At 65.8% G+C, this 23,779-nt stretch carries 15 protein-coding genes; 6 read left to right on the plus strand and 9 right to left on the minus strand.

Features of this window, described 5'->3' with window-relative positions:
• Positions 1-144 precede the first annotated feature (144 nt).
• The gene (locus G4D83_RS35795; RefSeq protein ID WP_240357005.1) at positions 145-513 is read left to right on the plus strand and encodes a transposase; all 369 of its coding nucleotides are present in this window, start codon (positions 145-147) and stop codon (positions 511-513) included.
• Between the two features lie 445 nt (positions 514-958).
• On the opposite strand, the gene G4D83_RS35800 is transcribed toward G4D83_RS35795, so the two are convergent.
• From G4D83_RS35800 to G4D83_RS35820, 5 genes are all read right to left on the minus strand, one after another.
• The gene (locus tag G4D83_RS35800; protein WP_163869393.1) at positions 959-6,712 is read right to left on the minus strand and encodes an RHS repeat-associated core domain-containing protein; all 5,754 of its coding nucleotides are present in this window, start codon (positions 6,710-6,712) and stop codon (positions 959-961) included.
• 1,243 nt (positions 6,713-7,955) lie between these two features.
• On the minus strand, positions 7,956-8,984 hold the full coding sequence (locus G4D83_RS35805) for an ROK family protein (RefSeq protein ID WP_163869394.1): 1,029 nt from the start codon (positions 8,982-8,984) through the stop codon (positions 7,956-7,958).
• A 169-nt stretch (positions 8,985-9,153) separates the two neighbouring features.
• Entirely contained in the window at positions 9,154-10,071 is a 918-nt protein-coding gene (locus G4D83_RS35810; RefSeq protein ID WP_163869395.1) for a glycosyltransferase family 2 protein, read from the minus strand.
• A 1-nt stretch (position 10,072) separates the two neighbouring features.
• On the minus strand, positions 10,073-11,023 hold the full coding sequence (locus G4D83_RS35815; protein WP_163869396.1) for a glycosyltransferase family 2 protein: 951 nt from the start codon (positions 11,021-11,023) through the stop codon (positions 10,073-10,075).
• Between the two features lie 19 nt (positions 11,024-11,042).
• Positions 11,043-12,560 (minus strand): oligosaccharide flippase family protein, encoded by a 1,518-nt coding sequence (locus G4D83_RS35820; RefSeq protein WP_163869397.1) that lies wholly within the window; start codon positions 12,558-12,560, stop codon positions 11,043-11,045.
• A gap of 233 nt (positions 12,561-12,793) precedes the next feature.
• Here G4D83_RS35820 and G4D83_RS35825 point away from each other — a divergent pair, with 233 nt between their 5' ends.
• The 3 genes from G4D83_RS35825 (at position 12,794) to G4D83_RS35835 (ending at position 15,857) form a co-directional block, all read left to right on the plus strand.
• Complete coding sequence (locus tag G4D83_RS35825; protein WP_163869398.1) at positions 12,794-13,462, plus strand: class I SAM-dependent methyltransferase; 669 nt, start codon at positions 12,794-12,796, stop codon at positions 13,460-13,462.
• Positions 13,463-13,465: 3 nt separating this feature from the next.
• Entirely contained in the window at positions 13,466-14,608 is a 1,143-nt protein-coding gene (locus G4D83_RS35830) for a glycosyltransferase family 4 protein (protein WP_163869399.1), read from the plus strand.
• 139 nt (positions 14,609-14,747) lie between these two features.
• Positions 14,748-15,857, plus strand: coding sequence for a glycosyltransferase (locus tag G4D83_RS35835; RefSeq protein WP_163869525.1), 1,110 nt, complete (start codon positions 14,748-14,750; stop codon positions 15,855-15,857).
• A 1-nt stretch (position 15,858) separates the two neighbouring features.
• Here the strand turns inward: G4D83_RS35835 and G4D83_RS35840 are convergent, their stop codons facing one another.
• Positions 15,859-17,430, minus strand: coding sequence for a serine/threonine-protein kinase (locus tag G4D83_RS35840; protein ID WP_163869400.1), 1,572 nt, complete (start codon positions 17,428-17,430; stop codon positions 15,859-15,861).
• Between the two features lie 244 nt (positions 17,431-17,674).
• On the opposite strand from G4D83_RS35840, the gene G4D83_RS35845 reads away from it, so the two are divergent.
• On the plus strand, positions 17,675-18,895 hold the full coding sequence (locus G4D83_RS35845; protein ID WP_163869526.1) for a glycosyltransferase family 4 protein: 1,221 nt from the start codon (positions 17,675-17,677) through the stop codon (positions 18,893-18,895).
• Between the two features lie 51 nt (positions 18,896-18,946).
• The gene (locus G4D83_RS35850) at positions 18,947-20,092 is read left to right on the plus strand and encodes a glycosyltransferase family 4 protein (RefSeq protein ID WP_163869401.1); all 1,146 of its coding nucleotides are present in this window, start codon (positions 18,947-18,949) and stop codon (positions 20,090-20,092) included.
• A gap of 3 nt (positions 20,093-20,095) precedes the next feature.
• Here the strand turns inward: G4D83_RS35850 and G4D83_RS35855 are convergent, their stop codons facing one another.
• From G4D83_RS35855 to G4D83_RS35865, 3 genes are read right to left on the minus strand one after another with little or no spacing between them, the layout of a single operon-like run.
• The gene (locus G4D83_RS35855; RefSeq protein WP_163869402.1) at positions 20,096-21,238 is read right to left on the minus strand and encodes a glycosyltransferase family 4 protein; all 1,143 of its coding nucleotides are present in this window, start codon (positions 21,236-21,238) and stop codon (positions 20,096-20,098) included.
• The gene (locus G4D83_RS35860; protein WP_163869403.1) at positions 21,207-22,661 is read right to left on the minus strand and encodes a hypothetical protein; all 1,455 of its coding nucleotides are present in this window, start codon (positions 22,659-22,661) and stop codon (positions 21,207-21,209) included. Before G4D83_RS35860 ends, G4D83_RS35855 begins: the two co-directional genes overlap by 32 nt.
• On the minus strand, positions 22,658-23,776 hold the full coding sequence (locus G4D83_RS35865; protein WP_338041960.1) for a glycosyltransferase: 1,119 nt from the start codon (positions 23,774-23,776) through the stop codon (positions 22,658-22,660). Before G4D83_RS35865 ends, G4D83_RS35860 begins: the two co-directional genes overlap by 4 nt.
• Positions 23,777-23,779: the final 3 nt, after the last annotated feature.

Raw genomic sequence — 23,779 nt, forward strand, 5'->3', positions numbered from 1 at the left:
GCCTCACCGCCCCGGCCTTGAACTCCTCCGTGTAGCTACGCCGGGGACGTCGTGGCTTCTTCACTTCCGTCATGTTGGACACCGTACCTGCCTCTTCCTTGGTGTCCACTGAAGCGGATCAAGCCCACAGGGAAGCTGACGTGGGTGGAGGGCAAATCCAAGGCCAGCGACCTCTTCATCCAGTTGCTCTGGCGCCTCGCGGGTGAGTATCGGCGCGCTCCCCGCATCCACCTCATGCTGGACAACGCCGCGGTCCACACCAGCCAGAAGACTCGCAAAGCCCTTGCCCAACTTGGAGGGCGCATCGTGCTCCACTTCCTGCCGCCCTACTGTCCCCAGGGTAACCGCATCGAGCGCGTGTGGCTGGACCTGCACGCCAACGTCACGCGAAATCACCGCTGCCGCACCATGGCTCAGCTCATGGCGCGGGTACATGCCTACCTCAACGCGCGGAATGAACAGCGCTCTGCCTGTCCATCCCTGCGCCGAACCGACCTCAGGCGTGCCTCCTGACGTCGTGCGAGAATCGAGATCGTTGGTTTAGAGGTGGAAATCGAGTGATACGCGGCAGGTGTTGAGAACTATGACAGCACTCTCGTAGCCAGGAACAACGCTAGTGAAAACGAGTGGCAGAGGCGACTCAGTCACAATTTCAAACCTTCCCAATCTATCAACCGCACCATTCGCGACACTCACATCATTGGGCATGATGCGGCCTGATGGCGCAACCACCCCTTGCACCACGAGCACTTTTGCTCCGTCCGGAATTTCTCCCCGCACAAGAATTCGCCCTCGTATCGAGCACTTCTTATTATTCTTCCGGCTGGGCGCGTCGGCAGGATTTACTACCACATATGGACTCCTAACCGTTGGCGGCTCTAGTTCTATTGCGTCAGCGCCCTGAGCAGAGACAAGCAAGGCCATGAGTACGGCTCGCAGAATGTTCACACCTTACTCCTTACTCCATATGTCCCCACTGCTTCGGCATCGGCCCCGAATATGGAACTCTCGGCACTGCTCTCGGGTCTCCAACATACGCACCCTGGAATCGAACGGCCATTGATCCTGATTTAGGGTCATAGCCATGACTTGGAGGCAGCCCCGCTCGCCACCGATTGAAATTAGACGCAGCATGCCCCATCTCATGGGCAAACGTCCCTGGCATGGATGCGGGGATACCTGCCCAAATTTTATACCCTTTCGGGGTGAACATCGGGTTCCCATTTGAGTCGAGTTTCTGCCCACCAACCGCATGAAATATCAACGCAGCAGAAGCGACAAGCACATCACTACCAGTCTGCAATTCATCGGTGGTCCCATTCGAACTGCTCGCGCCTTCCTTCTTCACATTCAACGTCACTTTCACATCATAAAGTGGGGAATCGCGCATCGCCACCATAGCCTCGGCAACTACTTCATCATCGCTTGAGGCAAGCACATCAACCACTGCCATTGCAGTGAGCATTGCCATGAAATCTTCAACAGACGACAAGGCAGAAATCGGCTTCCCCTTGCTATTGTAATAGCTAATTCTCAAGCCATCTGGGTCAGTAAATCCCGCAGGATTGTTCCCCGCATAGGCATAGATGAATGCACTTCGCCCTGCCACGCCTCCCTCGAGCAACCAACCAGGCCGGGTGATCATGGGCTCGGGCGCCAAATACCGGCCGATTGAGGGGTCGTAGAAGCGGTTCCAGTTTTCAAAGAAACCCGTCTCCTCGTCGTGGTACTGACCAGGGAAGCGCAGTGGCGTCCAAACCGGCGCCGCCCCTGACTGAAACCGACGGTACTCCACACTCCCGAGTGCCGCCTCTTGGGTTTCCCCCAAGGTTGACGCGGACTGGTAGCGCACCTGCACTGTTCCGATTGAACTCGGCACCACCCAGCTCGAAATGGCCCCGGCCATTGTCACGTTACTCAGCAGAGACGATTGGCCATTCACATCGTTCAGCAACACTCCGCTCCCATCCGCCAAGTACACGCCACTGATTCCCTGAACATCCAGCAGCGGGAAACGTGCTCTCACTTGCGACACCAATGCACTCGACTTCGGAACCTGGGCCGTCACCATGAGAGCATTCTGCCCAGTCCCCAGCACAGGCGAGTCCGCCACCAGCGTCGTCCGGTTCACGTGCCCGTACGGGTCATAGTCCGCCACTCCTGTCACCCGACGGTATGAGTCCAGCGCCAACACCGGCTTCCCCTGCCCATCTGCCACCAGGAAGTACAGACCACACGGCGCGGCCTCTCCGTTCCGCGGACAATCCCCTTCGAAGTCCTTCACCCTCTGCCCGGCCTGACTGATCCTCACCTTGAAGAAGCCAATCGGCCTATCTCCCAGCCAGATGTACTCGTCATGCACCGAGTCCGCAGTGCCCAGATTGAAGCTGGTGTGTCCCCAGTCCTCCACCAGTCGCGTCCCGTCGTAAAAGTACTCGTCCTCCAACAACATCTCTGGCGAACTCATCCAGTGTCGCTTCAGGCGCCTCCGTCCTACCGCATCATAAAAATACTCGTACGTGCGCCCCTCGCTGTCCGTCACCTGACGATACACAGCCCCCACTGCAGCATGTGCTTTGTCTGTCGTTGCATCAAGGGTCAACGCATAGAAGGGCGACGAGACGCTATCCGACTCCTTCTTGTACGTCGCAATCTGGCTCACCCGCCCATCTGCGTCGTAATTGTATCTCTGCGTCACCGTGAAGCGCGGTGGGCAAATCGAGCCGCCACACTGAGTCCCCTCCAGGGTGCGCGACATCAGTAGATCCACACGCGGACTGCCACTGCTGTTGTATTCGCCCTTGAATCGCCATCCATCTTGAACATCCAGGGTCCGGTTGCCTCTCGCGTCGTACGCATACGCGCGACTCTCGAAAGACCCTCCCGCGGTCGCAGAGGCATTGGCGATCCGATGCGCCTTCTTCAGCTGCAACCGCGCGTCGTATCCTGGTGCTCCACTCGTTGCATCCGCGTAACGAATCGAGGTGGGGGGCACGTTCCCTGTCTCCAGCATGCACGTGTCCTCCTGGAGGAGTTGGTCGCCCCGCCACGTGTACACACGTTTGAGGATGTCTCCCAATGTCCCGCCGGCATCTAGCGTCGACACAGTGAGGCCGAAGATACGCCCCGTCGTGTCCGTCCCTCCCGCGAAGGCGGTGCTATTGCAACTAGAGAGAGGCTGATTCACCCCATCCGTGTGGTAATGGACTCGAGCCTTCTGAGCGCCCACAGGTGCCTTCGGGGCAATCATCACGTACGAGAGCAGCCCTCCATAAGGCTCCCATTTGATGTCTTCGACAATCCGGATGGACGAGTCCCAGCCATTTGACGTGCTGCTCACTCCATTGAACAGGACAACATCCACCGATTCGATTCGGTGGGAAAGACCTGTTGCTCCTGGGTAGTAGGTGTAGCTGAACAGGCGCCCCCCCGGATACATCTCCGACAGCAGTCTGCCACCACTGTCGTAATATCTCGCGGACGATGGATTATTGGGGCCGACCGCGTCATAACACAACCCAGAGCGAGGACTGAGCCCCGTCTGAGCCCGACTTCGGTAGATATTGATAATGTTGCCGTGGGAGTCATACTGGTACCAGCTGTCTCCAAAAGAATCGGTGAGTACCTGTGCACGCCCCATTGCCTTGGACGGCTTGCTTGGAGCAAATCCCGGGCACCCCCACGGAGGAGTCACTGCTTGATCATAGAAATATTCAAATAGCGTCTCCCTCTTATTGTCTCCTCCCTCAAACTTCAGCGCTTCTGACTTCAACAAGCGCTTCATCTGGTCATAGGCGTTCTCTACCCACTGCGGATCCGCAGCAGCAGCCATCGTGGGCGTCTGCTTGCGAATGAGGTTTCCTGCCGCATCGTACTCATATTGGAAGCGCCCCCGCCCTGCAGACCCGGACTCGGCGTCTTGCGGTCCCGTGCCCCAGGGGGCATCTACTCTCACTACATGGCCAAAATCGTCATGCCGATACTCCAGCAGAGGCTGCCCACACAGGCTGCAATCCCCTGCGTTCCCCCCTCGGGGGCACCCCTGACGTAGACTCCGCAGGTTCCCCGCGTTGTCATAAGTCACGCACATCTTCGCCGCTTCGCCCGTGTTGCTCGAACTGTCGACCGGCTCCAAGAGTCCCACGAGCCGGTTCAGCCTGTCGTATGCGAATGCCTTGCAATGCGGGCTCGCGGGCTGACGCGACATGCCCGTGCCAAGGGTGGCTGGATCGAAACCACCACAAAACGGCTCCGGATCCGATGCCGTGGGCTGATAGGGCTGTCCGAGCCCAACACGATTGCCCTGCCTATCAAAGAGACTCGTCTGCGAATAGCGGGTGTCAGCGCCCACGGAGGGCCCTGCTGCGCCCCACGCCTCAAATGTTTGCCTCTGCAGCGGGTCTCCCTGGTAGTACCGCGTCCGCCGCACCTGGCCCGTGGCATCCCGGAAGGTCTCGCTGCGCAGGCGTCCCAGATGGTACGAATAATCCACTCGCTCGGTGTAGGTCGCACCCGTGAGCCACGCGGACTTGGCTTTCCACTGAAGCAACGTGGTGAGTTCGCCGCCCTTGCACCCTTCGTTCGGGAGCGTGTTCTTCCGGTAACATAGCACCTCATAGGGCGTGGCCTCGGGCTTGATATAATCACCGTGCGTAGCGTTGTCGTCATACCCGTATTCGGTGACTGCTTGGAGCTGTGCATCCCCGGCGGCAGCGATCTTCTTCAGGAGCCTGGTGCCTTTGTACTCATAACGGGTGACGACCCCGTTGGCGTCCGTCGTCTGCAACAGCCGCCCTCGAGCATCATAGGCATCGTAATACGTGACGACGGGCGTAGAGCCACAGCCATTGGGATAGACCGATTTTGACTTCAGCCGCCCCGCACGGTCGCCCACCGCCGTCGAGTCCCAGTAATCAAAGACTCCAATGGGAACTGGGTCCGCTTCGAGGTCCTCATTGAGGTCCCTATAGGCGCACTCCGTGAAATTACCCTCCGCCACCGCACACGGTCCCATAACCGTTCGAACTCGGCCTTGAGCGTCATTCACGGATTGCCCCGAGCAGACATTCCGCGTGAGATAGAAGGTCCCCACGGACCGCTCTTCGAGAGACCAATTGTGCGTCTGCGTGGAGAAGACCCAAGTATATCCTGTGCGAATTGATGCATTCAGCCGATTTGTGACCGGGTCATACTGCCGCCGAGTCTCCACCTTCAGGCTCGAATCCTCATCGCTAAATGACGATGAGGTGGTGACCATCTCCAACTGTTGCTCATATGCGCGCATAGGCGCAGAACGGCCGGCGCCTCCGTAAAGATACTTGAACTCACTCTTGAGCAGTGCCCCAGTCCCATCCGAGCCTGAAGCTCCTTGGTACACCGTGCGCAACTCGGCGGATGGCAAGAACCCCGGATACGCCGGAGTAATGCCACTCGGCATGAGTTCATGGTCGTAGACCGTATGGGCACCATTGGAGTGGAGTTCGCCAGTGGCAACCTCAACTCCTCGCCTCTGGCCCATGATGATGCCGGCGTCGAGTGCTCCTACATACCATTCGGCACTTGAGGCGTTGAACGGAGCCTCGATTCCGGGACATGGCTGATCGCCGCACTGAACCGTCGTGACCAACCCACGGACCGTCGGCCCCTGGTCTCCTTCAGGGCCACTGCCTGTCGATTGCACCGTGAACTTTTGAGTCACCAACTGCGCGAAGTAGCCATCCCCATCCCCAATACTTCTAGCAAACGTTGTGAAGTATTGGTTCTGAGTCCTGCAAGCGCCCGTCGGCTGGAAGACACCAGGCCAACATCCATTCTCCTGGGCAGTGACGGTGTAGCGGTCACCTGCGGCGCGTGACGCTTGACCATCGTAATCTTCGCTCACCGTGCCGCCGTCGCCGCCAAGCATCTGGTGAACGATGGTCACGCCGTTCCGCCTTACTTCCCAGACTCCGGCATCGCCTGACTGATATGCATATTCAAGCTTGGAGTCAGGGGCCGCCCCCCCATCTCGGTCAGGCCATTCGGCTCCCGCCAGCAGACCCGCCACGGATTGAACTCCAGCATCTGGGACGGCCCCATCCGCGTACTGATAAGTAACGACGGAGGGCTCCACGGTTCCGTCACGTCCTACGAGATCGACAGACGCCAGGACACATTCGTGGGTCCTGGTTCCACTCACCACTGTGTGCGGAGCGCGCGTTGGCAACCGCTGGTACTGAAAGACGAGCTTGGCCCCATTCGCGGCCACAGCGGACTTGAGTCTGGGATAATTTGCCCCGATCGTCAGAGCTGTTTCAGCCTGGGTGCCGGCCTCACACTCCTCGGGCACTTCATAATGCAATCGTGCACTGCGCCGATGACAGGACGCCGCAACGTCAACTCCTGCATCTTCTTCAAGGCAATTCGCCTCATCGTATTGAGATGACTCGATGTAACTGAGGAACCAAAGTCCCATCGAACCACCAACAGCCTTATAATGATAACGTCCACTGGACGTATGTACGACAAACCCATCTTCCAGGTACTGCAACTTGAGGTCCTGCTCCGAATAGTTGCTTCCGAAGCAACCATATCCATCACAGGCCTCGAATGTTTTTGATGTTCCGGCAGGCCCACCATACAAGTCCCAGTAGGTATGCGGCTCTGGATCGCACTCTTCACCAGACGGGCATCCCTCCGGAAGTTCGGTGCGTTGAGAGACGTAACTATGCAAGTTGTGCCACCACCGCAGGCGGAAGAATCCATTGGAATCCCGGACGAACCCGAATGGCGACCCCTGAACCCCAGCAGTCGTCTTGCCCTCACGCCAAGCCCCAGGCGCTCCTGATGCTGACCGAGCCAGTGTCAGAGCGCCAAAGGGACCTGCGATTGAGATGTCTGACTGTGTATAACTGGGCTTGAGCGAGCCAAGCGCGACAGGGCTTTCTCCTGACGCTCCAAATTCTCCTGCCCCTCCCAATGGAATCTGAGTCTTAAAACCAGCCCCCTCCACCAACTGGTTCAGGTCATCCTCAGGAATCGTGGGCTCACTATCAAGTGCCACGGCTCCAAAGGCCGCCAACAGTCCCACGCACAAGACAACGATCCATCTTCCACTGCGCTGACCTACAAAACGCCACCTAGCATTCGGAGTCATCTTGAACCTCATCCTCAACATTCGTGACATCAGCCATGGCAATACGCGAGCCTTCGCGAATCCAGGCTGGTGAAGCGGAGCATTGGTCGACTCACAGACCACAGGACTTCATCTGAATGTGTCTCAAGTCCCTCTGGCTGCGGGCGCCGTCGCGGGCATGGGCGGCAAACAAGCTGCCTCCTTCGCTCCAGGAATCACACTGACGCAGCGCCACTGGCTCGGGCACTCCGAAGATTGTTGACAACGTGTACTACACACATACCCCAAGCCTCGCTGCGCGCGCACACGTGTACACAATCCACTCACACACTCCGACGCTCCGTGCACACTGCAATCATCCCCAACCTGTTTGTCCGCCGGCTTCGTCGTCGGCACTGGGCGCCACTCGCGCACCACCGGACTCACGTCCTTCGGGGGTACAGGCTGCTTCTCCACGGGCGAATCGCAGCCCCAAAGCCCCCACGCGCCGAGTGCAACCGCTACTGCGACACTTCGCCACTGTCCCCGCGGCCGTCCGCACGCGCTGTGACTCCCCGTCCGAAACATCTTCCCTCTCCCGCGACTCCCATCCCGCTGGGTGCGGAATGGGCATCTGAAGCCAAGTGGTCGCCAGTTTACAGTCAACCTCTGACACTCGCGATGAGGAAATCGTCGGACTCTAAGCTGTGAGAGTCATGCATGAACGATGATTGCCCTATGCCTTGACAGACTGCCTTCAATGCATATCTGCAGAGGCTTCTGCCAGATACGCAAATCTTGTAATTCATTCTCAACCGGACAAACCGCACATGGACCCAGCCAAGCCTTCGGAGAACTGGCTCTAACTCGTTGGAGACTCCGCGAGCAGCGCCGCACCAATCGCTCCCGACAGCTCTCCCAGCTCCGCCACCAGCACCGGGGGCTGACGATCGGGCATGAAGATGTGGGGGCGCATGGCCTCATACAGCCGGTCCGCGTATTCCTCGCCCAGCCTCGTGCCCAGGCCGCCTCCCAGGATGACCGCGTCCACGTCCGTCAGGTTGATGGCCGAGGCAATCGCCACCCCCATCATCCGCAGTGCCCGGTCGATGAGCTTCGTGGCCAGCGCGTCCTTGTCCTCCAGCGCCTTCTTCCAGATGCTGCTCGTCAGGCGTGTGCGCTGCTTCTTCTTCATCAACTCGAAGAGGACCGTCTTCTCGCCCTCCTCCTCGGCCTTGCGCGCATCACGCTCCAGGCACGCACGCCCCGCGTAGGCTTCCATGCAGCCACGGCGACCACAGCCACACCGCGCCCCGTCTGGCTTCACCACCATGTGACCGATTTCACCCGCCGCCCCACGGCCCCTCCAAGGCACCCCGTTCAACACGAGGCCCCCGCCCACGCCCGTGCCCCACCACACCCCCAGCACCGAGCGATAAGGCCTTCCCGCGCCCAGGCGATACTCCGCGGCAACCGCCACCTGGACGTCGTTGCCCAGCACCACCCGGCCATGCACCAGGTCCGAGAGGTCGCTCGCCATGGGATAGGGCTCAGTCCACCCACGCCCCACGTTGCTCACCCGGGCCAGCGTCCCCGCATTCGCGTCCACCGCGCCGGGCGCCCCCACTCCCACGCCCACGAGCCGCCGCGAGGACAGCCCCGCCGTCACCGCCGCTTCCTCCAGGGTCCCATACATCTCCCGCACCACCTCCCCCGGCTTGCCCTGCACCGGCGTCGGATGGCGGGCATGGCCTATCGGCTTGCCTGTCTCATCGATGATGACCGCCTCAATCTTCGTTCCGCCCAGGTCGATGCCACCCCAAGCCTTCGCCGTGCCACGGGTCGGCGCTCCACGGCCCTTCTCCGTCCCCACCGAGCGAATCTCATCCATGTCGTGCCTCCGGCAGCCACGCGCATGCGCACGTCCCATGGAAGATGCGCAGCCCCGGCCCGACCTCCGTCACCGGCTCGCCAGGCAGGTCGTCGACATGGCGAGGAGGGCGTACGACCGGGCGAGGACACGGATGCCGCTTGGGAGAGCCGGCCTGCGAGGCCGCTGACTACCGCCCCGTGAGGCGTCGGAACACCCTTGTCACCGCCAGCTTCGGAAGGAACCCCAGCAGGTACCGCCAGCGCGGCACCTCCAGGTGGAACGGCAGGCCGCGTCGATACAAGTCCAACGCGAGGTCCATGCGCCGGTAATCAACCATCACATGCGAGACGTGCCGCGTGGCGTAGAGCAACATCTCCAGCCGCTCGCGCCTCCGCTCGGCCCCACCGGGATAGCGTCCCAGTCGCTCCTGCATCAACTGGTACGCCATGCCCTGATGGCTCGACTCCAGCATCGTCGACTCGGAGCCTTCGTGCCTGCGGTAGCCCACCATGACCGGCGTCCGCACCCACGCGAAGCCCGGCTCCGTCCCCAGCCGGAACAGGAGGTCATGGTCCTCCGCGACGATGCGCAGCGGCGTGAAGCCCTCCACGCGCTTGAGCGCCTCCGTCCTCACCGCCAGCACACACGCGGTGCGCGGAGTCCGGTCCAGGGCGCTCGCCAGATAGTCCGTGAACAGCGAGGCCCTCACGGGCTCCCGAGCCACCCGAGCCAGCTCCTCCTCGTCACGGAAGGTCACCGACGTGCCCATCACCACCGTCGGCGCGCCGTGTACCTCCAGCACCTGCCGGTAGGACGCCAGCGTCCACGGGAACCACAGGTCGTCGCTGTCCAGGAACACCACGTACTCGCCACGGGCCGCCTGGATGCCCAGGTTGCGCGCGGCACCGGGGCCCGCGTTGGACTTCTGGAACACCCTGACCCGCTCGCCCTGGCGCGCGAGGACCTCCAGCGTGTCATCCTGGGAGCCGTCGTCCACGACGAGCACCTCGTAGTCCCGCTCCTCCTGCGCGAACACGGAGGCCAGCGTCCTCTCCAGCAGCCTCGCCCGGTTGTAGGTAGGGATGACGATGGAGAAGAAGGGCATGTCAGAGTCGCGTCCGCAGCCCCATCTCGGAGATGCGCAGGAAGGTGGCGAGCTGCCGCCGGTACTCCGGAAGCGCCATGCGCCCGCGCAGCAACGTCTGCGTCAATACCAGCGAGTTGTATGGCAGCGTTCCCACCAGGATGGCGCGCAGCATCCACTCCCGCAGCCGACCATGGTGCTTGCGGAAGTAGGCCACCCGCGTGCGCCACAGCTCGATGCGCACCTTGTCCGGCCCCGTGGCGGAGGGACGGAACGAGCGGCTCGTCAGGTGCGTAATCATCGCCTCCGGACAGAAGCCAACCTCCCAGCCCGCATTCCACGCTCGGACACACCAGTCCGTGTCCTCCGTGTTTCCCAGCGGAGACAGCTCCTCGTCGAGCAACCCCACCTCCGCCAGCGTCTCCTCCCGCACGACGATGCAGGCCCCCAGCACCCAGCTCACCCGAGCATCCTCGTGCCCGTACTGCGCGGGGTCGATGTCCTTGGTCTTCAGGAAGTGCAAGGGACGCGGCAGGAACACGAGGTCGAACAGCTGCCCGGACAACGACATGGGCCTGAAGGTGCAGTTCTGGATGGTGCCGTCCGCGTTCAACAGCCGCGCACCCGCCATGCCCACGCGTGGATTCTCATCCATGAATCGGACGAGCGAATCGAACGCATCCTCATGAACGAGGGTGTCGTCATTGAAGATGCAGAAGTGGCGCCCTCGCGCTTGTCTCAACACCTGGTTGTGATTGGCGGAGAAACCCTTGCGCGCGGAGTTGAAGAGCCAGCGCACCTGGGGGAAGTCGCGCCGCATGGCCTCCACGCCACGACCGTCCGTGGCGTTGTCCACCACCCACACCTCGAAGGTGCACTCCCGCGTCGTCGCGTACAGCGTCCGCAGACAGTCGTGCAGCAACTCCGGGTTGCTGTGGTTGACGATGGAGATGACCAGGTCCGGCTTCGTCATCGGCTGCCTCACGTCCCTCTCATGACACCGGACTCGCCGGGACCACCCGAGCATCCCGCCTCGCTCGGATGAACGCGAGGATGTCGCGCACCTCGCCCACGAGTGAGAGCGTCCCGGGGATTCGCTCCCGCACGAACACGAGCCCGGCGAAGACCACCACTCCCGTCCCCCAGCGCCCCCACTCGCCACCACGCCACCACGAGTGCATCGCGATGAAAGTCATCGCCAGGAGGAGCCCCACAGAGACCAGCGGCTCCAGCACCCGGGCGGCCAGGCCTCGCAGCGCGGGGTTGAGCCGCGACACGCGCCACGCCGTCACCGCCACCTCCCCCAGCACCACCACCGTCCCCACCGGCCCCACTCCGGCCAATCCGAAGTGATGGATGGCCCACGTGCCCAGGCCCCACTTCGCCGCTCCCGCGCCCACCACCACGACCAGCCGCTCCCAGGGGCGCCCTCCCGCGTTCTGCGCCGTGGCCAGGAGCCCTATCATCGTGACGAGCAGGCACTCCAGGCTGAACCACTGCACCAGCGGCACCGCCTCGACCCAGCGCTGGCCGAAGAACAGCGGCACCAGCACCGGCATCCCCAACACGGCCACGGGGAGCGTCAACAACAGCACCGTGGACAACCGCCGCAGCGAGGTGCGCAGGTACTCCGCGAAGCCCACCGGGTCGTCCTGCAACCGGCAGTACGCCGGAAATGCCACGCGGTTGAGCACCACGCTCAACATGATTGGCGTGGAAGCCAGCGCCCAGGCCCAGTTCACCAGCCCCACGGCGTCCTTGCCGAGGACGTGCCCCACGACCAGCGGCACCCACCCCGCCACCAACGCCGCTACCAGCGGCGGCAGTTGGAAGGCCAGCCCGAAGCCCAACAGCCGCCGGAGCACCCCCACGCGGAACGTCCCGCGCGGGCGCCACGGAGAGGCCCAACCGATGCACACCAGCCCCACGGCGCCGCGCACCAGAGTGCCCAGCGCCAATGCCCAGGCGCCCAGTCCCGCCGCCGCCAGGGCCAGGGTGCTGGCCACCTGAGCCACGTTCTCCACCAGCTCCGCGCGGGCAATGGCGGAGAAGGCCAGGGCTCGCTCCAGCGTCATCAGGGGAATCACGCGCAGCGAGGACAGGAACAGGCCCAGCGCCATGGCCCACACCATGGGCACCGCCTCCTGTCCCAGCGCATAGCCCTCCGTGAGGCGAGGCGCGAGCGCGCAGACGGCGGCCACGATGACGGCCGTGAGCGCCTGGTGGCACCAGAAGATGGTGAAGGTCTCATCCCGCGTGGGCTCGTGCGACTGGCGCACAAGCGCCGCGCTCAGCCCCAGGTCCCCCAGGAACACTCCCAGCGAGGACGCATAGGCGACGATGCCGAACAGGCCGTAGTCCGCGGGGAACAACAGTCGGGAGAGCACCAGGGCGCTCACCACTCGCAAGCCCTGCGAGGCCACCGTACGCGCGACCAGGACCACCATGCCTCTCAAGGCACGGGCCTTCACCTCGCCGGTGTCCACCTCGGGTGCCACGGTCGCGTTCATCGCAAGAGGGAGGCCCGCTCCCGGGCTTCAATGAGGAGGGCCGGCCCACGTGGACGGCATCCACTCGGGCATGCGGCTCGAATGGGCTCGTAGATGCTACCGAGGCCGTCCCACCCTCACAAGCAACGCGAAAACCCCCGCCCTAGGAAGCGCCGGGCTCGCTCGTCCGCCCGGATGCTCTACGTGAGGCGAGGTTGCCACCCAGGAAGCCGCGAGGATACGGTCCGCCCGGCATGTCACCGAGCCACTCCCTCCTCCAGTTCCTCAAGCGCGAGGTGCTCGTCGGCGAGCACGAGGTCTTTCACCGCACCCTGCGAGAGGCGCTGGTGGGCACCTGTGACAGCGTGCTCGACATCGGCTGTGGCTACGGCTCTCCGCTCAAGAACATCGCCCATCACTTCTCCCGCACCGTGGGCGTCGATGGCTACTCGGCGAGCATCGAGCGCAGCCGCGTCGCGAACATCCACCACGAATACCACCAGATGGATCTGCTCCAGGTGGGCCAGCACTTCGCCCCCAAGAGCTTCGACGCGGTCATCGCCCTGGACGTCATCGAGCACTTCGAGAAGCCGGAGGGCTACCGGCTGCTGGAGATGATGGAGTCGCTGGCACGCAAGCGCGTCGTCGTCTTCACGCCCAACGGCTTCCTGCCCCAGGACGAGTGGGACAACAACGTGCACCAGGTCCACCGCTCCGGGTGGGAGGTGTATGACTTCGAGCTGCGCGGCTATCGCGTCATCGGAATGAGTGGCTGGAAGCCCCTGCGTGGCGACTTCGCGCTGCCGCGCATCCGGCCCTCTCGGCTGGGCAGCCGGCTGTCCATCCTCACAGAGCCGTTCACCACGCGCTTTCCCCAGCACGCCTTCCAGCTCTTCGCCATGCGCGACATGGAAGCTTGCTGAGCCGTGGGTGAAGCCTCGCCCATTTCCTGGCACCTGCTGACCGGGGAGTATCCACCCCAACCCGGCGGCGTCAGCGACTACACGGCGCTGGTGGCTCAGGCGCTTGCCCGAGAAGACCAGGAGGTCCACGTCTGGGCACCAGGAGAGGCGAGCGCGCGCATGGAGCACGGCGTCACCGTGCATCGCATGTCCGGGCTCTTCACTCCGGCGGGACTGACGCACCTGACGCGGGAGCTGAATCGCCACCGTGCGCCTCGAAGGCTGCTGCTCCAGTACGTGCCCCACGCGTTCGGGATGAAGGCGATGAACGTGCCCTTCTGCGCGTGGTTCGCCTCGCGGCATCGGGACGAGCGCTGGGTCTTCTTCCACGAAATCGTGTACCCCTGGAGCCTCTCGGCCGCGCCACGCCATCAACTGCTCGCGGGTGTCACCCGGGTGATGGCGCGACTGGTGGGCGAGGTGGCGGACCGCGCCTTCGTGTCCATTCCCTCCTGGGCGGAGCACCTGCCCCCGCGCCTCCGACATCGCGCGGAGTGGTGCCCCATCCCCAGCACCCTCCCCACCCAGGTGCCAGCAACCGCCCGCGCGGAGACGCAGACGGCCCTGGGCGCGGGCCCGTGGCTGGGACACTTCGGCACCTATGGGGCCCACATCGGCGGGCCCCTGATGTCGGTCCTGGTACCGCTGCTTCGCGCGGACGGGCAGCGCAAGGCCCTGCTGATAGGACGAGGCAGTCAGGGGTTCGTCCAGGAGTTGGGCGCCCTCCATCCGGAGCTCGCCTCGCGAGTCCAGTCACGAGATGCCCTGGCATCCGAGGAGGTCGCGGCCCATCTCGCGGCCATGGACCTGTTGGTCCAGCCCTACCCGGATGGCGTGAGCACGCGCCGCACGACGACCATGGCGGGAGTCTCCCTGGGCCGTCCGCTCGTCACCCAGCCGGGTCATCTCACCGAGCCCATCTGGCGTGAATCGGGCGCCGTCGCCCTGGCGGACAACCTCACCCCGGAGGCGCTCGTCCGCGTGGCGGAGCGACTGCTGTCCCAGCCCGAGGAGCGCGCGGCCCTGGGCGAACGCGCGGCCCGGCTGTACCGCGAGCGCTTCGCGCTGGAGCGCACCGTGGAAGCACTGCTGCGCGCGGCCCCGTGATTCCCGAGCCGCGAGGTCGTCCTCGTGGCATCGTCTCCAACATCACCCTCGCGAGGTCTTCACTCGCGCACTCCATGGCCCTTCACGCTCCAGGGAACATCCCGTGACGTCCTCGGTGCCCCTCCGACTCGCGGTGCTCATGGACCCTCGCGAGGAGGGCTGGCACAGCATGGACCTCGTGGGCGAGTCGCTCCTCGACGGACTGGCCGCCTGCCCGGACGAAGTCTCCGCGCGAGCGCTGCGCCCTGCCCTGCCTTCCGTGGTGCGTCGGCTCCCACGCCTGGGCTCGCATCGCGCGGCGTTCAACGCGGACCGCCTCCTCACTCGTTTCGGGCTCTATCCCGCGCGCGCGCTGCTGGCGCGGCGCCGGTTCGAGGCGTTCCACATCGTGGACCACTCCTACGCGCAGCTCGTCCACGCGCTCCCCGCCTCACGCACCGGCGTCTATTGCCACGATTTGGATGCGTTCCGCTCCATCGTGGAGCCGCACCGTGAAGCCCGCCCCGCGTGGTTCCGCCTCATGGCCACGGCCCAGCTCCGAGGGCTCGAACGCGCCGCCATCGTCTTCCACAACTCCCAGGCCGTGCGCGCGGAGCTGCTCGCGCATGGCTTGGTGGACCCGGCCCGCCTCGTCTGGGCGCCGCTCGGCACGGCTCCCGAGTACCGCGAGGAGCCCGTTCCAGGAGACCGCAGTCAGGAGGTGCTCGCACCGCTGGCGAGCCGGCCGTACCTGCTCCACGTGGGCAGCGCGATTGCTCGCAAGCGCCTGGACGTGCTCTTCGACGTCTTCGCCGCGCTGCGCTCCCGCCATCCAGACCTGTGCCTCGTCCAGCAGGGGGGCGCCTTGGACTCGGCGCAGCGGGAGCACGTCGCGCGACTCGGCATCGGCGACGCCTTGTTCCAACCTCCGTTCCAGCAGCGCGCCACGCTCGCGGGCCTGTACCGCGGCGCGAAGGCCGTGCTCATCACCAGCGAGGCCGAGGGCTTCGGACTCCCGCTCATCGAGGCCCTCGCCTGCGGTGCACCCGTGGTGGCCAGCGACCTGCCCGTGCTGCGTGAAGTCGGTGAGGCAACCTGCCTCTACTGTCCCGTCGGAGACCTCTCCTCGTGGACCGGGACGGTCGACTCGCTCCTCACAGGACGCGTGCCACCTCCACCGCGCGCCGACCGCATCGCCCGCGCGGGACAGTTCACGTGGACGGCTCACACCCGCGCCATCCTGGATGCGTATCAGCGACTCCCGCGCTGACTCACAGGAGCGACGGCAGCGTGACGTGGTGCTCGATGAACGAACCCGCGCGGATGTCGATGGAGCTGCTGTGAGAGGCCTCACGGCCACGGCCATGCACTTCCAGCCGGTGGGTGCCCTCGGGCAGCTCCAGCACGTACTTCTCGCCGTGGCTCTTGCCATCCACGAACACCTCCTGGAGCGGAGGCCCGTTCACCTTGAGCACCACCGTGCCCATCCCCCGAGACGCGGTCTTCTGGACGCGCGCACGAGGCGCATCACGACGGGCCGCGCGCGTCCGGGCTTGTGACAGGAAGGCCCAGCCGCCCACCAGGACCACGAGCACCAGCGCGCCGCCCATCAACAGCTTGCGTGAGCGCAGCGGGCGCACGGCCTTGTGGTCCAGCGACGTCGCCTCCAGCAACATCGTGGGCGTCACCAGGACATTCGTCGGACGGTCGGACTCGGAGATGGCGACACGGCGGCCTCGACGCCCTGCCTTCCCCTTCATCATGGGAAGGGCCTGGAGCAGCTCCGTGGCACGAAATTCCGGAGGCGGCGCGGAGAGCCGTGTAACTCCTTCGGAGAACCCCGCGAGGACCAGCTTCAGCTCGCGACGCACGGCCTCCGCGGACGCGGGCCGCTCGGACGGCTCCTTCGCCAGGAGCCTCATCACCAGGGCCTCCAGCGACGCGTTCACCTGCCGGTGCTTGGCGAGCGGCGGCGGCGGCGTGCGGACGTGGTGCACGACGATGGCCATGGCCGACTCACCCTCGAAGGGCAGCCTCCGCGTCAGCATCTCGTAGGCGATGACTCCCACGGCATACAGGTCCGTCTGCGGACTCACTTCATGTCCGCAGGCCTGCTCCGGCGCGATGTACTCGGGCGTCCCCACCATGGCGTTGGCGTGCGTCTGCGGCGTGCTGCCGAACGGCGCCTCACTGCGCTTGGCGATGCCGAAGTCGAGCACCTTGACGGACTCACTGCCGTCGGCCTCGCGCACCATGAAGACGTTGCCCGGCTTGAGGTCGCGGTGGATGACCCCCACTCCATGCGCCGCGGCCAGCGCGCTCAGCAGCGCATCCAGTATCTTGATGACCTCCGCTTCCAGCATGGGGGCGCGCTGGTGGATGACCTCATCCAGCGGGGTGCCCTCCAGGTACTCCATCACCAGGTACTGCCCCACGTCGGGGATGGCGCCAAAGCCGATGATGTCGATGATGCCGCGATGACGAATGGCCGCCGCCGAGCGCGCCTCCGTGGCCAGGTCCCGCGCCCGGCCGACCTCGACGAAGTCCGGGCGGATCACCTTGATGGCGACCCTGCGTCCGATGACCGCGTGCTCCCCTTCGTAGACGATGCCCATGCCGCCGCGCCCGATGCGGCGCTTGATGAGGTAGTCGCCCACCTTCGTGCCCACCAGCACGTCGCGGGTGACGGACTCCTCCCACTTCATCGCCCGCGCCGCGTACGCGGCGGGAACACCCTCCACCAGGGGCCGCACGGGCTCCGACAGCTGATGCCGCTCACGCTTGAACGTGGCCTCGTCCGTGTCCTCTTCCGAGTCCGGGCGATACGCACCTGCCCGTGCCACGACGCCGGCTCGAAACACCTCTTGCGGGCATACCGTCACACCCGGTCGATGGTCCGCCCCACAGCGCGGGCATTTTCGAGATGGGCTCATCGTCCCGCGCATCATCGCTCGGCACGCCCGGTGGAAGCCATCTCACTGAAACCCGATGCGGGTCCGTATCAGAACGCTTTCCTGGATTCACTCATCTGACTTGATTTCTCCGGTGATTGACGGTTCCGGAGGGCTCTGCTTCGGTCACAGGCGCGTGCGCGTCCTCTTCCTCAATCCGGTGGGCATCCTCGGTGGCGCCGAGCGCGCGCTGTTGGACCTGATGGCCTGCCTGCGCCAACTGGACCCGTCACTGTCCCTCCTCCTGCTCGCGGGCTCCGAGGGATTGCTGGTCGATTCGGCGCGGGCCCTGGGCGTCGACGCGCGACTCCTCCCGCTTCCGAAGGAGCTGTCCAGCCTGGGCGACAGCGCCCTGCGGGGCCCTACCTCATGGGAGACGTGGCGCTTCGCGCGCAGCCTGTTGCCCGCGCCCGCGCTGCTGGCCGGTTACGGCCGTGCGCTGCGTCACGAAGTCGAGAACCTGCGTCCGGACCTGCTGCACTCCAATGGCATCAAGACTCACCTGTTGAGTCCCGTCACGGCGGGCCTGCCGCTCAAGCGCGTCTGGCACATCCACGACTTCTTGAGTGAGCGGCCCCTGGTGCGGCGCGCGCTGGGAACGCTGGCGCCACTGGCGTCGGCGGCCATCGCCAACTCGAGCGCCGTGGGTGAGGATGCGCGCGGGGTGCTCGGCCGGGTGCCCGTCCACGTCGTCTACAACGGTGTGGACACGGAGCGCTTCGCCCCAGGTGTCCCGGCGGACCTGGACGCGCTCGCGGGAATGCCTCCTGCGCCAGCGGGCACGTTGCGCGTGGGGCTGGTGGCCACCTATGCGCGCTGGAAGGGGCAGGACGTCTTCCTCGAAGCGGCGGCGGCGCTGACGCGGCTGGAGCCGACGGTGTCCGTGCGCTTCTACGTGGTGGGTGCGCCGCTGTACCAGACGCCGGGCTCGCAGTTCACCGAGGCGGAGCTGCGCCAGCTCATCGACCACTGGAAGCTCTCCGGACGCGTGGGGTTGGTGCCCTTCCAGGCGGAGCCCGCCGCCGTCTACCGCGCCCTGGACGTCTTCGTGCACGCCAGCACCCGGCGCGAGCCCTTCGGCCTCACCATCGCGGAGGCCCTGGCCTGCGGGCGGGCCGCCATCGTCTCGCGCGCGAGCGGCGCGGCCGAGGCCCTCACCGACGGCACGGATGTCCTCACCGTTCCACCTGGAGACTCACGGCCCCTGGTGGCGGCGCTGAGGCGCCTGCTGACAGACGCACCGCTGCGTGAGCGACTGGGTGTGGCGGCTCGACAGACCGCCGTGGAGCGCTTCTCTCGCGAGCGTTATGCGCGCGAGATTCTCGACGTGTACCGGACGCTGCGGGACGAGCGCTGAGTTGACCGTCCTCGGGGGCTCTGGTTTGGTCCACCGCTCATCGGAGCACCCGTGCAGCGGCCTCGCAGACTCGTCACCGTCTCGCACTCGTACGTCGTCACCCTCAACCGGCGCCTCGCCAACGAGATGGCCCGCGTCGGCGGAGCGGCGTGGGACGTCACCGCCGTGGCGCCCCGCTTCTTTCACGGCGACCTCAGCCACATCCACCTCCAGCACGAACCGGACGAAGCCGCGAAGGTCCATGGCATCCGTGCCTTCCTGAGTCGCTCGCCGCACGCCTTCGTCTACGGCCCGGAGCTGCGCGAGCACCTCCGAGGCGCGGACCTGGTCCATGCCTGGGAGGAGCCCTACGTCCTCGCGGGCCTCGAGGCGGCGATGCTCACCCCGCGCCACGTGCCCTTCGTCTTCAGCACGTTCCAGAACCTCTCCAAGCACTATCCCCCACCCTTCGCCCAGGCGGAGCGCTTCGTCGTGCGGCGCAGCGTGGGATGGGTGACCGGAGCCGCGACGGTGAAGGACAACCTGCTCGGCCGGCCGGGCTATGCGTCGCGTCCCATGCGAGTCATCCCCATGGGCGTGGACACAGAGCTGTTCCGCCCCGACCGCGCCTCGGGAGCCGCCGTGCGACGCGCGCTGGGATGGGAGAGCGACGGGCCTCCCGTGGTGGGCTACCTGGGGCGCTTCGTTCCCGAGAAGGGCCTGTCCCTGTTGATGCAAGCGCTGGAACACCTCCAGAGCCCATGGCGCGCGCTGTTCACGGGAGGCGGGCCTCAGGAGGCGGAGCTGCGCGCCTGGGCCGCGCGACAGGGAGACCGCGTGCGCGTGCTCACGGGGGTGTCCCATGACGGAGTCCCGCGCGTGCTCAACGCCATGGATGTGCTCTGCGCGCCCAGCCAGACGACGCCCCGGTGGAAGGAGCAGTTCGGCCGCATGCTCTCCGAAGCCTTCGCGTGCGGCGTGCCCGTCCTGGGAAGCGACTCGGGCGAAATCCCTCACACCATGGGCGACGCGGGGCTCGTGCTGCCGGAGGCGGACACCTCCGCGTGGACGCGCGCGCTGGGGGAGCTGCTGGAGAATCCGGAGCGACGACGGGAGCTGGCCACCCGAAGCCGCGAGCGAGCCGTCACCCGCTTCGCCTGGCCCGTCGTCGCACGCGCGCATCTGGACTTCTTCGACGAGCTGCTCGCGCGGCGCTGAGGCTCAGCCCTCCCGCTCCATCACCTGGACGAGCGAGGCGGCCATGTCGTCCCAGCTCCACGCGCGAAGCTTCTCGGACAGGGCCGCCACGTGCGGAGCCCAGGTCGCCTCGTGCTCCCGCCAGGACTCCAGCGCGCGGACCAGACCTTCCACGTCGTCCGGGTCATCCAGCAGGAGTCCACTCAGCGAGGCCGGGTAGCGCTCCGCGACGCCCGCCGAGCGACTCACCAGCGCGGGCAATCCGGCACACAGCGCCTCGTGCACGCCGAGCCCATAGGCTTCGTACCGCGTGGGTGCCACCAGCAGGTCCGCCGCCGACAGCAGTGTGGGGACGTCGCGGCGGAAGCCGAGGAACTCGATGCGCTGGGACAAGCCTCGCACCCGCGCCTCGTGCTCCCACGCCTCGCGCTGCGCGCCCACGCCCACCACCTTGAGGTCCACGCTCCAGTCTTCTCGTGCGCACAGCCGCGCCCAGGCGTGGAAGAGGGAGTCGAAGCCCTTGCGGCTGTCACCGAGCGCCCCCACGAACAGGGCCACGCGACGCTCCTCCGCCCACCCCAGGGCGACGCGTGCCGCGCGCTTCTCCTCGGCTGACACCGGATGGAAACGCTCTGCCTCACCGCCGTAGTAGACGACGTGCACGCGCGCCTCGGGCACCCCCGTGGCCGCCACCAGGTCCGTCCGCGTCCGCTCGGAGTTGGCGATGATGAGGTTCGAGCGCCACAGCGCCTTGCGCTCCTCGCGCACGAAGTGCTCGTGACTCACCCGTCCCTTGAGCCTGCGCAGCGCACCACCCGCTGGCTCCGAGACATAGGCCCCGTGGACGTAGTGCACCCAGTTGGCGCCAGGGACGATGCAGTTGCCACCATTGGCCAGGACGCGGCCTCCCTCGGCGCGCGTGCGCAGGGCCCAGGCCCGGCCCATGGCATCCAGCAACGGCTCGCCCAGCAGATAGGAGTTCGCGGGCTTGGGCACGCGCACGAAGCGCACGTTGGGGAAGCCGAGCAGCTCGTCCGCCACGCGGTGCGCCACCAGTCGCACGGGGCCGCCTTGTTTCGCCAGCCAGAGCGCGAGCGCGAGGTTGGCCCGGTCCATGCCACCGGTGGCAACGAAGTCACCGGTGATGAGGGTGTACGGTCTTCGCATGAGTCCAGGCGCCAAAGAGCGCCGCGTTGAGCAGCCAGAACTCCATTCCCATCTGGCTCATGAAGAACGCGTAGCTGAAGGTCAGAGCCAGCGCACCGAGGTTGTAGGCGAAGATGACGCTGCCCCACAGCCAGAATTCGTCGCCCAGGTCCTCGCGCCGCCGGGCCAGGCGAAACACCCACGCCATCGTCGCCAGGAGCCCCAACGGATAGAGCAGCATCACCAGCGCTCCGCCGTCGTAGACCCACGCCGTCCACTGGATTTCCGCCCACAGCGGAGGGTGCTCTGGGTCGGAGTTGTCGCCGAAGTACGCGTTGGCCATGCCGTAGCGACCCAGGCCCGCGCCCAGCGGATACTCGGGGAGCAGGAGCTCGAAGGTGCCTTCCAGGAAGTAGCCACGGTTGCTGCGGTAGACTTCCTCCGGCCTCGCTGCGAACAAGCTGTCCCAGCGGGACTGCACCGCGTCGCCGCCCACCGCGACGGCCCACCCGAAGGCGAACACCGCCGACACTCCCACCACTGCGATCAGCTTCGCCAGCCGCGCCACCCTCCCAGTGAGCGCGAGCATGAAGGCCATCGCAACCAGACAGACGCCCAGCATCAGCGCCATCGCACGAACCTGGCACAGGTAGAGGCAGAGCAACCCCAGCAGGATGCCCCCGATACTCAGTCCCCGCGTCAACCCTCTTCGCGACGACAGCAAGAAGCCACTGCCGAGCAGCACCGTGTAGAAGGCGCCCGTGGACGCGCCACCCGGTATATCCGTGAGCCCCATGGGGCGGTAGACGCGCTCGCCGCTGGCTGTCTCGAACTCGAAGCTGCGCAGGTACGATTCGCCCTGTGACTGCACCGCGGACGAGACGACCGGTTGGAAACGGCCCGGGAAGTAGACCTGGAGCACACCCGTCGCCGCGCTCGCCACGTTGAAGAAGAAGAGCAGCGCGAGCGTGAGGCGGAAGGTTCTCGCGTCAATGGATAGACGCGTCACCCAGACCAGCGGCGCGATGATGGACAACTGGATACCCAACTGCGCCGCGCCTCCCAGTGGGCTGATGGTACCCGGGTTGAAGAAGTTGAGCGCGGTGACTCCCAGCGCCGCCAGCACGAAGGGCAATGCCGGGTGCTTGAGGCCGCGCCCCGGAACCAGCACCAGCAACGCGAGGCTCAGGCCAAACGCCATGGTGCGAACGACGACGCGCAGCGGAGCGATGGCCTCCACCAGCAACGCAAGCTGACAGGTGATGAGGAGGCCGATGAAGATGGGGACCAGCTTGCTCGACGACAGAAACCCAGCGGAGTGCACGACCCGGGGCTCCAGTGGCCCCTCTGACGTGCGGCGCACGAGCCGACGCCCGAGCACGCCGGGCCCCTGGAGTCCCTGGCGAGCGGGAACGGAAGGACGTGGAGTTCGACGCGCGCTCACGAAGCGACTCCCGAGATGACATCTCCCAGGTCCTCATCCAGGCCCCGCAGGAACACAGTCGGCGAGCAGAGCGCCGCGGCGCGGGCCGGACCTCCCGCGCCCAGCCGACGCCGCGCCTCAGCGTCCACCACGAGCCGCAGCAGCGCAGTGGCCAGCGCTCCCGCCTCGGGCGCGACGAGCTGGCCACACGTCGCGTCCACGATTTCCAGCGGGCCGCCCAGCACGGTCGTCACCACGGGCAGCCCCGCTTGCAGCGCCTCCACGAAGGCGAGCCCGAAAGGCTCCGCAGACGTGTTGGGCTGACAGTGCACGTCCGCCGCGCGCATCAATCGCGGAACGTCCGAGCGCTGCCCCAGGAACCGCACCCGCCCCTCGAAGCCGAGCGCCCGCGCCTGGGCACGCAGGCCCTCCTCGTAGCGCGCCTCCGCCTCGCGCTGCGCGCCGCCCGCCACCCACAACCTCCAACCCCTCGCCTCGCGCATCCGCCCCAGCGCCTCCAGCAGCAGGCGGTGCCCCTTCCACTCCTCCATGCGGCAGGCCTGGAGGACGACGACCTCTCCTTCCCCAGCCCCCAGCTCCGCGCGCAGGGATGCCCGCTCCGGGGCCGACAACACCTCCGCCGCCGCAGGGACCAACGGATGTCGCACCCGATACGGCACGCGCGGATAGATGCGCTCCAGCGAGCGCGCGGTGAAGTGGCTGTTCGACAGCACCAGGTCCGGCGCTGTGACACCCGCCCAGCGCTCTACCCAGTGCGCTCCCGACAGCACGTCGTGCTGATAGAAGACCAGCGGCACGCCGACCGCGCGCACCACGGGGCCGAACAGCGCCTGGGGCCACGCCGCGTGGCACACCACAGCCGCGTAGCCGCCGCGATTCAGCAGTGAGCGCAGCGCGCGGCGCGCGCTCCATACGGTCCAGGGTCTCCCCACGCGAGCCGCCCCCAGAACATGCACCGCCGCCCCCGCGTCGCGCAGTTCATCCGCCAGCCGCCCCTCGAAGCACAGCGCATACTCATGCACCGAGCCCCCCGGCGCTCGCGCCGACTCGCGCGCGAGTGACACGAGGAAGGACTCGATGCCCCCGTAGAGATTGCCGCTATAGACATGCAGCACACG

The organism is Myxococcus eversor (assembly GCF_010894455.1).
GTDB classification, from domain to species: Bacteria; Myxococcota; Myxococcia; order Myxococcales; family Myxococcaceae; genus Myxococcus; species Myxococcus eversor.